Raw genomic sequence first — 13,046 nt, 5'->3', positions numbered from 1 at the left:
ACGACGGCCGGATCGTCAAGCACGAGCGACGCGACCGATCCCCGGCCCGCTGACCCGTCCCATCGCACCCCGAGGAAGGACGAAATTTATGTTCACGCGTCGCATCATCCCGCTCGTCGCCCTGGCGGGCGTCGTCTACTCCATCGTCTCGGTGGTCCTGGGGGCCAAGACGCCCGAGCCCTCGAAGCCGGTCATCGAGCCCCACGCCCGGCCCGTCAAGGAACGGATGCTGGCCGGCTCGGGCCTGGTCGAGGCGCGGAAGGAGAACATCCCGATCGGCGCGAGCATCCCCGGCGTCGTGGTCGAGGTCTTCGTCAAGAAGGGGGATCGCGTCAAGCGGGGCGACCCGCTCTTCCTGGTGGACGACCGCGAGATCCGGGGCCAGATGGGCGTCAAGGAGGCCCAGCTCGAGTCGGCCCGCGCCCAGCTCCACAAGCTGGAGGCCGCCCCCCGGCCCGAGGACCTGCCGCCGTTGGAGGCCGCGGTCGAGGAGGCCCGCGCCCGGCTGGACGACGCCGAGATCGCCCTGGGCCGCACCCAGAAGCTCAGCAACCGGAACGCCGTCACGCCGAGCGACCTGGACAAGGACCGCTTCGCCTACCAGGCCGCGAAGGCCGCACTCGCCCGCTCGCAAGCGGAACTCGACCGCACGAAGAAGGGCGCCTGGAGGGAGGACCTCGACATCGCCGAGGCCGCCGTCAAGCTCGCCCAGAGCGAGCTGCAGAGTTGCAGGCTCATCCTCGACCGCCATACGGTGCGCGCGCCGATCGGGGGGGACGTGCTCCAGCTGAACATCCGCCCCGGACAGTTCGCGGCGACGAACTGGAACGAGCCGATGATCGTCCTGGGCGACGTCGACCGCCTTCACGTCCGGGTGGACGTCGACGAGAACGACGTGCCGCTCTTCGACGAAGGTTCCGCCGCGACCGCCTACCTCAAGGGCCGCTCGCACGGCCGATATGCGCTCAAGCTGGAGTACGTCGAGCCCTACATGATCCCCAAGCAGAGCCTCACCGGGTCCGCGTCCGAGCGGGTCGACACGCGGGTCCTCAGGGTGGTGTATTCGCTGCCCGACGGCTGTCGGGGTTCGGTCCACGTCGGCCAGCAGATGGACGTCTACATCAAGGTCCCGAAGGAGCGCTGGGACGCCTCGTTCGACGCCGTGGGCCGGCCCGCCGATCCGTTCGCCGACGCCTCCGCCCCCGCCCCCGCCGCGCCGGCGGCGGCCCCGACGGGCCCGAAAGCCTGACGTCGAGCCTCGACCCCGACCGAAACCTGCAAATCCGCGAGGAGGAATTCCGATGGACCTGCGCCGGACGACGACCCATCATCGGCGGGCCGACAGGATCGCCCTGGGCGGCCTGAGGATCGCCCTCGCCGCGACCTTCGCGGCGCTCGGCTGGGGGCTCCTGGCCCTGCCGGGCTTCGAGGACGGCGCGGCCCGGCTCGGCCTGGGGGCGGGGGGCCGAATCCTCCTGGGCGTCTCCCACCTCGCCGTGGGAGTCGCCTTGCTGGCGACGAACCCGGCCGCCGGCGCGGCGTGCTGGCTCGGGGCCCTCGTCGTCTGGGCGACCGTCCGCTGGCTTCCGGAGGACTTGCGCGTCGCACCCGTCGGCCCGTGCCTGCTCACGCTCGCCCTCCTCGCCCTGGTCGTCGCCGCGGGCCTCCGCCGCAGGGAGGCCGACGCGGCCTGGCGGTCGATGCTGACCCGATACGCCGAAGGCCGCGGGCCGGGCCGATCGAAGTAGCTCGGGCGACGAGCGGGGCCCGCTCCCGAGCCCGATCATGGGCATCATGTTCGCACGGACGACCACGCGGCGATTGCGAGTCTGATCTCGCCGCCGACCTGCTCCCTCGGCCGCAAGCGACGGCGAAGCCCGAACGTGCGGTCCTCACCGTCATAACCACCTCACGCCTGGCGCGGAGGGGATCGTCCGAGGCTCTCCACGAGTCTTCGAGCTGGCGTCGTCTCCCGACCTGCCGGGTCGATTCCGCCGTCGTTGAAGGCCGTCGCCGTCGACGCGCCACTCGGCGCGTCCGGGGCCGGGGAACGTCGCACGGACCCGGCGGACGAGGCCCACGGCGTCAGACGCCCGCGCGCGGAAATCGTCGAGACGCCGATCAAGGACGCCCTCTGCGCTGGGCCGCGATCAGCGCCGGGACCGGCCGGGGCGCGAGGCCATCGAACGGATCTCCGACTCAAGAACGCCAGCCCGATCCGCCGTCCGACCGGCGATTCCCGTGCGGCTCTTTTCGTCCGGCCTGCAGCGGCCGCCGCAGCGCCACTGGCGGACAGGGTTTGGCCGCCGGTGGACAAGGTTTGGCCGCCCGCGAAGTGGCGCGGCCGCGAAACGACGGCGAAAACCGCACAAAACGGCCTGGCATGATGATTGCAATGCCCGGCCGCATGCAGCCGCCGGCCTCAGCAGCGTGTGATTTGCGGGCGGAGCCTTTCGCCTCGATCTCATCCCGGTTGCCGCACCGACGCGGGAGTTGCGATGAAGTCACGCCCAACCGAGGTCTCACGCCGATGCGCTGCGGACTCCTCGACGCCCGGTCGGTCCACGCCCTCCTCCTCACCTGCCTGGTCGGGTGCGGCGACTCCCGCGAGACGGCCGTCCATCCCGTCGCGGGAAAGCTCACGGTCGGCGGTCGGCCGGCGGCGAACGCGATGATCGCCTTCCACCCGCTCGACCGGGCCGGCTTGCCGACGGCCCTGTCCGTCGCGAGCACCGGCTCGGACGGGGCCTACCGACTGACGACTTACACGGCCGGCGACGGCGCCCCCGCCGGCGAGTACGCCGTCACCGTCGTCTGGCCGGACGACTCGCAGCCGCATGACGAGTGCGAGGACGTCGTGATGCACGACCGGTTCAAGGGGCGCTACGCCGACCCGGCCAGGTCCCCATGGCGCGTCGCCGTCGGTCCCGGCGCGAACGAGGTGCCGCTCCGGGCGGATGCCCCGGCCGGCCGTTGAACCGCCTCCCGGCGAATCCGTGCGTCCTGGATTCGTCCCGCAAGGCGCCGGACGCGCCATCGGGCCGACGCGACGAGGCGGGCGACCACCGTCGCGCCCGGTGCTCCCGAGGACGACCGACCGCAGTCCGGCTCCATCCCTCAACTTGGAAAGGTGCTTGTATGACGAGATCTCTTCGACGACGACGGTCCGGCTTCACGCTGATCGAGCTGCTGGTGGTCATCGCCATCATCGCGGTGCTCATCGGGCTGCTGCTGCCGGCCGTCCAGGCCGCGCGCGAGGCCGCCCGCCGGATGCAATGCACCAACAACCTGAAGCAGATGGGCCTCGCCGTGCATTCCTTCCACGACATCCATCAGACGCTGCCGAACATGAGCTTCTGCGGCGGCGGATGCGAGGACACCAACCCGGGCATGCAGAACATCTATTATCGCTTTCGCCACTACCCGGTGGCCTTCGAGCTGCTGCCTTACATCGAGCAGAACAACCTCTACAACTCGTTCAACCTCAACCTCGCCGCGACTTCCACCGTCCCCGTGGCGGCCAACGGCCTGGCCAACGCCACCCTGGCCAGGTCGCCGTTGTCGGTCTTCCTGTGCCCGTCCATGCCGCCGCCGCTCAACCCGGTGTACGCCGACTACGCGAGTTACGGGTGGAACCGCGGCAACTGCGAAGTCAACTCCCCGGCGCAGGGCGGCGACATCTACAAGCCGGGGCAGGCGTACGGGTTCACCCCCTCCAACGGGGTGTTCATCTCGAGGATGGACGCCGGGCTGGATTACCCCACCGGCGTGACGCTGGCGGCGAGGCACGTCGCCGACCCGACGTGGTGGCAGCCCGACAACACGTACCGGATCGGTTTCAAGAGCATCACCGACGGGCTGTCGAACACGATCGCCGCCGGCGAGATGCACAACATCCTCAAGGGGTACACCACGACGACGGTGAACAGCGTGTCCATCGGCGCCACGCCGGTGCCGTCGGGCGGCCCGATCGCCTGGGGGTCCAGCGGCGGCGACTACTACAGCGAGGGCCGCACCACCGTGCCCATGAACACGCTGACCGGCCCGTACTACGCCCGGACCATCACGGACCCGGCCGCCCTGCGCGACATCCTTTACAAGGGCCCCATCTACTCGTTCCGCAGCATGCACCCCGGCGGGTGCAACTTCCTGCTCTGCGACGGGAGCGTGAAGTTCCTCAAGCAATCCATCGACATGGCCACCTACAAGGCGCTCGGCAGCCGCAACGGCGGCGAGGTGATCAGTTCAGATGCGTACTAATCGCGTCCTTCTGGTCGCCCTGGCATCCGCGGCGGCGGTCGGGTGCGGCGAGGGAATCTCGGCCCCTCGGACCGTGCCGACGTCCGGCACGGTGCTGTTCAAGGGCAAGCCGGTCGGGGGGGTGAAGGTGACGCTCCACCCGAATTTCAACATGACCTTCACCCCGAACGGGGTGACCGGTCAGGACGGCCGGTTCACCCTGAGCACCGCGGCCCCCATGGACGGGGTGCCGCCGGGCGAGTATTCGGTCACGTTCGAGTTGTTGCGGGCGGGGGCCGACAAGCGGGGGTTGGACACCGAGTTCGACGTCTGGAAGGGCAAATACGCGAACCCGGACGCCGCCCCGAAAGCGACCGTCGGCTCGTCGGACACCACGCTCGAACCGTTCCGCCTCGATTGAGCCGGCCGCCGTCGCTCGAAACTCGACTGCGCCTCCAGGACCCACGATTCTCTCGAAACCCGCAACAGGAAAGGACGCATCATCTCATGAGCCGCCGATCCCGCCGCCGATTCCTGATCCAGTCCGCCGGAGCCGCCGGGCTCCTGGGCGTCGCGTCCCGGCCGACGTGGGGCCTGGCCGCCCTGGCGGGCACCGACCCCGCCGCGCTGACCTCGAAGGCCGTCGCGTTCCTGAAGGGCCGCCAGGCGGCCGACGGGAGCTGGTCGCCCGACCGCAACGAGCCGGGCATCACGGGCCTCGTCGTGACCGGGCTGCTCCGCTCCGGGCGGACGACGCCGGACGAGCCCGCGGTCGCGAAGGGCCTGGCCTACCTCGAGAAATCCATAGACGCCAAGGCGGGGGGCCTGGCGGGGGTCCGCCACTCCAGCTACGCGACCTGCGTCGCGCTGATGGCGTTCCACGAGGCCGACCGGGACGGCAAATACAAATCCCTGATCGAGGGGGCGCAGCGGTTCCTCCGCTCGACCCAGTTCGACGAGACGAACGGCACGCCCCGGGACCATCCGTTCTACGGCGGCGCGGGCTACGGGCCCGGCGGGGCGTCCGCCCCCCCCGCCCCCCGGCCCGAGCCCGCAAAGAAGGACGCGACGAAGGCGGCGACCCCCCGGCCGCCGCGCCCGGACCTCTCGAATACGTCCTTCATGATCGAGGCGCTCCGCGACAGCGGCGTGCCGGCCGACGACCCCGCCCTGAAGAAGGCGATCGTCTTCATCTCGCGGTGCCAGAACCTCAAGGGCGAGTTCAACGACCAGCCGTGGGCCGGCAAAGTCGACGACGGCGGGTTCATCTACACGACCGCCAACGGCGGCACGAGCGTCGCGGGCAAGGCCGAGGACGGCGGCCTCCGCTCCTACGGCAGCATGACCTACGCCGGGCTCCGCAGCCTGATCTACGCCGGCCTGACGGCCGACGACCCGCGCGTCAAGGCGGCCCGCGGGTTCCTCGTACGGCACTACAGCGTCGAGGAGAACCCCGGCCTCGGGCAGCGGGGGCTCTATTACTACTACCAGGCCTTCGCCAAGACGCTGGCCGCCATCGGGAGCCCCACCCTCGTGGACTCCGAGGGGGGCTCGCACGACTGGCGATCCGACCTGTACGACGCCCTCGCGAAGCGCCAGAACCCGGACGGGAGCTGGGTCAACGCGACGGACGGGTTCATGGAAGGCGACGCCAACCTCGTGACCGCGTACGGGCTGCTCGCCCTGGCCTACGCGTCCCGGAGGTCGTGAGGCCGGCTCGACGATCCCCCCCCAGGCTCCCTGGGTGCGTCCGAGCGGGACGCGCAACATGAACGGTGCATCGAAACCGCCCGTGCGAAACGCCGGGCGGTTTTTCGAACGACGGGACGACGCGAGGGCGGACCTTCCCCTATGCGACGATCCGCGGGGGTTGCCGACGTCGTCCGCCGCTGCCAACCCCTCGCCCCGCCCTACGCTCGGGTCGACGCCAGGATGCGTCACCCGTCGCAGGCCGGATCCGCCGACGGAAGACGACCCCCATCATCGGACGCACCGGCGGGTCGGAATTTCTCCTCGCTTTCAGACCATCGCCCGTCGTAACTTTGGCTCGACGAGGCGGGAGGCCGCGCCTGGCCGTGAGACTGATCGGGGTGATCGTGGCGGACGAGGTGTTGGTCGAGGATTGGACGCCCGGGCGGCGACTTTGGCTCAAGACGCCAGGCCGCTACTCGATGGATGTCGCCGTCGAAATTCTGCAGTGGGTCGAGAGTTTCGACGGCGTCTCGATTCCCGATGCCGGCTGGACGCCACCAGGCTGCGGCAGTCTTGTGGAGAAGGGCGTCAAGGTCCGGTTCGGCACCATCCAATTTTCCATAATGTGCAGCTACGACGACTTGTTCATCAACCGGCTCGCCGGTGATGATCGCAAATTCACGATTCTGGGAGAGGCGATCCAGCAGACGTTTGCGAGAAGCTGATCCTCCAGGTCTTCAAATTTAAACATCAAACCTATAAGAATTCGGATGTTCCGTCCGCGCGAAATTCTGCCAGGTCCGAGTCGAGGGCTCGCGCCGCCGCCTCGGCCCTCGGGGTCGTGCCCACTGACGCGACCACCCCGACGAGCGAGCCCACGAGGATGCCGGGGTAGGAGGCTAGGATGAATACGAGGCACGTGAAGACCAGCACTTCCAACACGTCCCCTTCCTGAGCCGACGCGGCCACGAAGGCGACGAGGCCTCCCGACACGGCTCAACCGACCGCCCCGCCGATGATCCCGCCCTCGACGGCCCGGGCGGGACATCGAAGATCGAGGATCAGGATCCCCGCGACGGGGCCGAGCAGGCCGAAGATGGAGACCGTGAGCAAAATCGGCTCCACCAGGGAAGGCCACCAGGCGACAAGGCCGATCCCGACCGCGGCCACGACGATCATCATCGACCGAAGCCTGCATCGCGCCGGAAATCCCATGCCCCACTCCTGCGGCCCGCGGCCGCCGTCGGTCGATCCACCCCCAACTCGATCCTGTTGCGTCATACATCCCATTATCGACGGAGACTCCGTAAGATCGCGTGATCGACGTCCCCGTCGAATCCTCGATTCGGGATCGCATGGGGCGGCCTGCCGTGCTCCGCAACGATCTTCAACCGGTCGACGCGCCGCCGGGAGCCCCACCCGTCCAACCGCAACAAGAAAGGATGCAGCATCCCTTGAGCCGCTCGTCCCGACGCCGATTTCTGATCCAATCCGCCGGAGCCGCCGGGCTCCTGGGCGTCGCGTCCTGGACCTTGGCCGTCGCGGGAGGGCCCGAAGGGCGGGACCGGGACCGCAAGGTCCTGGAGGCCGTCATCGCCGACGAGATGGACCCGAAGAATCCCTTGAACGAGAATTACCTCGTCTACCTGAAGAGGACCGGACGGAAGTTCGGCAAGGTCGTCGTCGTCGACGCCAGGACTCGATCCCTGAAGGAGAGGGCGGACGACCAGCTCTATCTCAAATCGTTCGAGGACGGCGGAGAGATCCCGAAGGGGCACCTGGCAGACCTGAAGCTGCGCAACAAGGAGGGCCCCTTTCCGCTGAAGGACCTCGGCATCGCCGACGAGCGAGTGCAACTTGACGACCTCGATACCTTGCTGACAGGTCCCTCGTCACTCTCCTCCAAGAAGAGCCCTCTCGAGGAGAAATACCCGAACAACCGCGGCTACCTCCGTTTCTATCTGCCGGGCTACTCGGCCGACGGCAAGACTTCGGTCGTCCTCATGGATCATGGGCCGTCGCCGCATGGGATCGTCGACCTGTATTACCTGGGCGAGTCGAAAGGCGTTTGGAAGGTGAAGGGGAGATGGCGTCAAATCTACGAGTGATCAAGCGACTCGCCGGCGCCTCGTCGGTGAGCGTCACGTCTCATCGATCAATGGGGCCGCTCCTCCCGGCTCGATCGATCCCCTTCCGGTGGGTCCGACCCATGCTGAAGCCTCCCAGGCCCCGCCTGACCATCAGCATCGGCGGCATGCTGGCGCTGGTGGCTCTGGCTGCCGTCGTGATCGCCTACCTCAGGCCCGCCGTCACGCGCATCGAGGAGGTCAAGGTCGGGACCGGCCCGCCGGTCCGGGCGGGAGACGCGGTGACCGTCCACTACATGGGCACGCTGGCCGACGGCACGAAGTTCGACTCGTCGAGGGATCGGAACGCCCCGAGCACGTTCATCGTCGGGAAGGGCGGTCTCATCCGGGGCTGGGAGGTCGGGCTGGTGGGGATGAGGCGGAGGAATCCGAAAGCTCATCATCCCGCCCGAGGACGCCTTGGGACGAAGAAGGGCCCCGTACCGCCGAACTCGACGCTCGATTTCGAGGTCGAGTTGCTGGGGATCCGATCGGCCCCGTCCGCTCCGCCCGGCCCATGGTCGCCTTGAGGTCGCTCCCCGGCCTCTGGGACGGGACGTCCATGATCGGATGAACGATCTGGATGAGCCTCGTCGTCGCTCTCTCTTCAAGGTCGCGACGCTTGAGCAGCGGCATGTCGGGAGTTCCGGCCGGGACTCGGGACGAGCGTCGGGCCCGGCGGGCGAATCGAGACTTGGAGAAAACCCCTTTCGAGGCCACGCACGCTTTCAAGACGCCAAAGAAACATAACGTGATTCCAATCGTTCGATCGAGAATCGCCCAAGTCGCAAATCCTCTTCATCCGAAAAGATAGGACGCACGCCTCGTCGGGCGGAGTCCAGGCCCGTCGGGGTCGTCCGCCGCCGCTTCGCGGCCGCCCGTAAGCGATGACGAGGACGTCACCCCCTCATCCGGAGCTGGGACGATGGCAGGAAGCCGACCCTCCCTATTGCAGGCTCTCCGCTTCGCGGCCGCGCTCGGCGTCTCATGCCTCGCCTCGGCCGCCGCCGCCCGGGCGCAGGCGCCCTCGCCGCCGGCCCCGAGCTACGCCGATTTCGCGGGCGTCGAAACGCAGGCGGAGGGGGGATCCGGCCCGCCGCCCCTCGCCCTTCCCGGCCCCGCGGCGCCGCCGGCGGCCCCCAGGGTCGAGATGGGGCTCTTCGACACGATCGCGTCGTCGATCTTCGAGGACCCGGACGACCCCAACCCCTGGCGGCCCCTGAGCCTGGGCACGTTCTTCAGCGAGGGCTGGAGGGAGCCCTGGGCCGGCGGCCCCGCGGGGCAATCCGGCCTGACGCCTCGCCATGGGTGGCTGGGGTCGTTCGAAGGCGTCTTCTATCGGCTCTGGCTCGCCGACGCGATCTACCAGAACAATCTGTCCAAGCCGTTCGGGGGGCAGGGCTACCGGGGCGACTTCGGCATCTTCCTGCCTTTCAGCCGCCGCTTCGAGGTGTTCCTCAACGTGCCGTTCGTCTCGGCCAACGGCACCGAGGACCCGAGGCGCGGCTTCCGGTCGGACTTCGGCGACATGTCCATCGCCGGCTCGTTCCTGCTCTCGGAGTCGAAGGGCTTCACCCAGCTGTTCACGCTCGGCACGATCGTGCCGACGGGCCAGACCGCGACCGGCGGCAAGCTGATGACGGTGTTCCCGCGCTACTCGTTCTGGAGCAACCCGGTCGGGGCGTGGGTGGTGCGCGGCGGGACCGGCGTGAACGTCCCGCTGAACAAGAACGACCAGCGGCCCGACCCGGTGTTCACGCCCGGGGGGCCGGTGTTCGGCGAGTCGACCTCGCAGACGAACCTGAACTTCGACCTGGCGATCGGCCGCTACTTCACGCCCCACGACGTCGCGTTCGGCGACCTGGTGTTCTACGCCAACTGCAACGTCATCGTGCCGCTCGAGGACCGCAACCGGCCGACCTACGTGGCCGTCGGACCGGGGACGCGGTTCCAGATCACGGGGAACTGGTACTTCCTGCACTACTGGGAGTTCCCGCTGACCGGCGACAAGCCGTACGACTACCAGATGTCGACCGCGATCGTGAAGGCGTTCTGATCCTCAGGCCGGATCCGGGCGTCGGGCCGCACCCCGACGCGCCGAGTGGGACCGGGCGGGACGTCACCGCTGGACGTGCCGCAGGACGCATGCACGATCCATCGCTTTCGTGAATCAAATCGATGTATGGTGTTGAAAGCCATTTTGAAATAAATGGATTTCACTATCTAGCTTCCGGGGGCTGGGCGGTTTAGGGTGGCGTGCACGGGGTCGGCGCGACGTCGCGCTCCGCCGCGATTTTGCGGCCGATACGCGAACGTCCCCTCCCCGTGGAGGACCTCTCATGACGCGCATCTTGGTACGGAGTCTGTTGGCGGCCTCGCTGATCGTCGCCGCATGGGCGAGCACGTCGGAGGCGTGCCATCGGCGGCGGAAGGCCGCGGCCCAGCCCGTTTGCTACGCCGCGACGCAGAGCTATGCGGGGTACGCCTCCCCGAGCCCCACGGGCCAATACGACCCCTCGGGCGGCTACGCCGCGCCCGCCGCAGGCGCGGCTTATCCCGCCGGGGCCTATCCTGACGCGGCCTATCCCGGCGGGGCCTATCCCGGCGGGGCCTATCCGGGCGGGGGCTACGATCTCGGCCGGCCCGGCTACAATCCCGGCGGCCTGGGCGGGCCGGCGTCCGGCATCGGGGTGCGGCCCGGCCTGGGCGCCGGCGGCTTCGGCCCGGGACGCTGACCGCCCGTCCGCTCCGCGGGGCGGATCGTACGCCGACGGGCACGGCCGGAGCGGCCCGTCGGCGGTCGTCCGCTAGGACTTCGATATCGGCGGTCGCCCGGAGGTGGGGGTCTCCCACCCCGTCATGGGACGAAATGAAGGAGGAGGTAGGATGCCTCGTCTCGGACTGGCTCTCTCCGGCGGCGGCTTGCGGGCCACCCTGTTCCACCTCGGCGTCGTGCGGTTCCTCCACGACGCCGGCCGGCTCGGCGAGGTGACGCACATCGTCTCGGTCTCGGGCGGCAGCATCCTGGGGGCCCACCTCGCGCTGAATTGGGGCCGCTACACCGGCTCCGCGGCGGACTTCGACGAGGCGGCCGCGAAGATCATCGACTTCGTCCGGGCCGACGCCCGGAACCAGATCGCCCGGCGCATCCCGTTCCTGGTCCCCCTCCGTCAGCTCCAGCGGCTCTCGCCCCGCGGGCCGAGCCGCGCCCTCACGCCCACGGGGCTGCTGGAGAAGCTGTATGCGAAGCACCTCTACGGCGACGCCCGCGTGCATCAGCTGCCGGATACGCCCGAGCTGCATCTGCTCACCACGAACGTGAGCGAAGGGGGCCTCTGCTCCTTCACGAAGGCCGGCCTGATCATGCAGCATCGGACGCCCGGGGGCGTCAAGGTCGAAGTCCTCCCGGCCCGCCTGGCCTCGATCGCGCTGGCGGTCACGGCGTCGTCGGCCTTCCCGGGATTCTTCCCCCCGCCGCTGATCACGGCCGACGACCTCGGGCTTTCGGATGGCGAGTTCCCGCCGCAGACGTTCACCGACGGCGGCGTCTACGACAACCTGGGCGTGCGGGCGATGGACCTGATCGAGGACCTCGACCCGTCGCTCGACCAGATCATCGTGAGCGACGTCGGCAAGACGTTCAGCATCATCCGGCCCAAGCCGTTGGGGATGATCGGCCGGGCCATGCGAGCCACCGACATCCTCTGGGATCGCGTCGGCCAGCTCGAGAAGCAGAAGTTCCAGGACGATCCCCGCTTCCTGTTCGTGGCGTCCCTGGACCAGGTCGCGCCGGGCGACGACCCCACGGCGCTCCACGCGGTCATCCAGTCCGAGGTGGCCAACGTCCGGACGGACATCGATCGCTTCTCGCCTCTGGAGATCACCGCGCTGGTCCAGCACGGCTACTGCGTGGCCCGGAAACAGTGCCGGACCCGCCCCGACCTCTACGGGTCGAGCCTGCCCTCCTCGCCGCCGTGGGACCCCATGAAGCGGTCGGACGGCGACGATCCGCAGCACCCGCCGACGGCCCGCGGCGACGCGGCCCGGCCCGGCGACGCCTCGCCGCCCGTGACCGCCCTCGTGACTCGACAGGCCCAGCAGCTCCGCGGCTCGGCGAATCGTCGCGTCTGGAGCACGCTGCTCGACCTCCACGACTGGCCCACCTACGTCTACATCCCGCTGCTCGTCCTGCTGCTCGGCGTGCTCCCGGTGGCGTTGTACCGCTACCGACGGCAGGCGAACGCCAACGCCGTGATCGTCGACGCGATCACCCACGGCAGCCCGGACTTCCGCAAGATCCTGGAGATCGTCCAGCGGACGACCGCCCCGTCGTGGACCCCGCTCCCGGTCCAGGAGGTCGCCCAGGCGTCCCGGAACGTGGACTACCGCGGGTTCGAGTTCCTGAGCGACACCAGCATCGTCGACCTGCGCGACTGGCGGCGGTCGAAGTCGCGGGACGCCGCGCACTATTACAGGCGGGTCCGCATCAAGAAACGGGGGGACGAGTCCGTGTTCGTCCTTCAGTACCCCCGCGTCCCCTTCGATCGGATCGACTTCCAGGGCGGCCCGGAAAAGCTGAAGCCCGTCGTGCGCCGCATCCCCCCCGAAACCGGCAAGTCGGAGACCACCTGGGAACTCGCGTTCGACGTGTCCAAGGTTCGGGCCGGGAGCCCGATCGACGTCGAGATCGAGGCGACCGTCCACGACTTCGAGGCGCGCAAGGGCGCGCACGAGAACTGGCTGCGGTACTCGCCGCCCGCCGCGACCGAGCAGGCCTCGGTGTGGGTCCTCTTCCCGGAATCGCGGCCGTACAAGGACTACCGCCTCATCCGCTACGCCGCGGGAGACCCTGCCACGGTCCGGGAGATCGAGTCGCAGTATACGATCGACCATCCCTACGGCTCGATCATCGCCTGGTCGATCGTCAATGCGGAGGCGGGCTACGTCTACGAGTGCGAATGGACGGTCGAATCCCCGGATTGACCGCGT

General features: G+C 69.0%; 13 protein-coding genes. 12 read left to right on the top strand and 1 reads right to left on the bottom strand.

All coding sequences use genetic code 11. The annotated features are described in order from the left end of the window. The first annotated feature begins 88 nt into the window (after positions 1-88). The 7 genes from PZE19_RS30985 to PZE19_RS30955 all read left to right on the top strand — a co-directional run bounded on the left by PZE19_RS30985 (position 89) and on the right by PZE19_RS30955 (position 6,656). Positions 89-1,249, top strand: a complete 1,161-nt coding sequence (locus PZE19_RS30985; protein WP_277864542.1) for an HlyD family secretion protein — start codon at positions 89-91, stop codon at positions 1,247-1,249. Positions 1,250-1,301: 52 nt separating this feature from the next. Next, positions 1,302-1,748 carry a hypothetical protein gene (locus PZE19_RS30980; protein ID WP_277864541.1) on the top strand — a complete coding sequence of 149 codons (447 nt, stop codon included), beginning with the start codon at positions 1,302-1,304 and terminating at the stop codon, positions 1,746-1,748. Positions 1,749-2,530: 782 nt separating this feature from the next. After that, complete coding sequence (locus PZE19_RS30975) at positions 2,531-2,977, top strand: transthyretin-like family protein (protein WP_277864540.1); 447 nt, start codon at positions 2,531-2,533, stop codon at positions 2,975-2,977. A gap of 161 nt (positions 2,978-3,138) precedes the next feature. Continuing rightward, positions 3,139-4,260 (top strand): DUF1559 domain-containing protein, encoded by a 1,122-nt coding sequence (locus PZE19_RS30970; RefSeq protein WP_277864539.1) that lies wholly within the window; start codon positions 3,139-3,141, stop codon positions 4,258-4,260. Next, the gene (locus tag PZE19_RS30965) at positions 4,250-4,660 is read left to right on the top strand and encodes a peptidase associated/transthyretin-like domain-containing protein (protein WP_277864538.1); all 411 of its coding nucleotides are present in this window, start codon (positions 4,250-4,252) and stop codon (positions 4,658-4,660) included. Before PZE19_RS30970 ends, PZE19_RS30965 begins: the two co-directional genes overlap by 11 nt. 86 nt (positions 4,661-4,746) lie before the next feature. Continuing rightward, positions 4,747-5,949 (top strand): prenyltransferase/squalene oxidase repeat-containing protein, encoded by a 1,203-nt coding sequence (locus PZE19_RS30960; RefSeq protein ID WP_277864537.1) that lies wholly within the window; start codon positions 4,747-4,749, stop codon positions 5,947-5,949. Between the two features lie 365 nt (positions 5,950-6,314). Next, positions 6,315-6,656 (top strand): hypothetical protein, encoded by a 342-nt coding sequence (locus PZE19_RS30955; protein WP_277864536.1) that lies wholly within the window; start codon positions 6,315-6,317, stop codon positions 6,654-6,656. Between the two features lie 271 nt (positions 6,657-6,927). On the opposite strand, the gene PZE19_RS30950 is transcribed toward PZE19_RS30955, so the two are convergent. Continuing rightward, on the bottom strand, positions 6,928-7,113 hold the full coding sequence (locus PZE19_RS30950) for a hypothetical protein (protein ID WP_277864535.1): 186 nt from the start codon (positions 7,111-7,113) through the stop codon (positions 6,928-6,930). Between the two features lie 272 nt (positions 7,114-7,385). On the opposite strand from PZE19_RS30950, the gene PZE19_RS30945 reads away from it, so the two are divergent. From PZE19_RS30945 to PZE19_RS30925, 5 genes are all read left to right on the top strand, one after another. Beyond that, positions 7,386-8,039, top strand: coding sequence for a hypothetical protein (locus PZE19_RS30945; RefSeq protein WP_277864534.1), 654 nt, complete (start codon positions 7,386-7,388; stop codon positions 8,037-8,039). Positions 8,040-8,140: 101 nt separating this feature from the next. Next, positions 8,141-8,587 carry an FKBP-type peptidyl-prolyl cis-trans isomerase gene (locus PZE19_RS30940; protein ID WP_277864533.1) on the top strand — a complete coding sequence of 149 codons (447 nt, stop codon included), beginning with the start codon at positions 8,141-8,143 and terminating at the stop codon, positions 8,585-8,587. Positions 8,588-8,982: 395 nt separating this feature from the next. Further along, positions 8,983-10,113 carry a hypothetical protein gene (locus PZE19_RS30935; protein WP_277864532.1) on the top strand — a complete coding sequence of 377 codons (1,131 nt, stop codon included), beginning with the start codon at positions 8,983-8,985 and terminating at the stop codon, positions 10,111-10,113. A gap of 283 nt (positions 10,114-10,396) precedes the next feature. After that, positions 10,397-10,792 carry a hypothetical protein gene (locus PZE19_RS30930; RefSeq protein WP_277864531.1) on the top strand — a complete coding sequence of 132 codons (396 nt, stop codon included), beginning with the start codon at positions 10,397-10,399 and terminating at the stop codon, positions 10,790-10,792. Between the two features lie 151 nt (positions 10,793-10,943). Continuing rightward, positions 10,944-13,040: a patatin-like phospholipase family protein gene (locus tag PZE19_RS30925; RefSeq protein WP_277864530.1), complete on the top strand. Its 2,097-nt coding sequence runs from the start codon at positions 10,944-10,946 to the stop codon at positions 13,038-13,040. The last annotated feature ends 6 nt before the right edge of the window (positions 13,041-13,046 follow it).

This window comes from Paludisphaera mucosa, assembly GCF_029589435.1.
Lineage (GTDB): Bacteria > Planctomycetota > Planctomycetia > Isosphaerales > Isosphaeraceae > Paludisphaera > Paludisphaera mucosa.
Note: the sequence above shows the minus strand (reverse complement) of the source record. Positions and strands in the feature narration are given on the sequence as shown.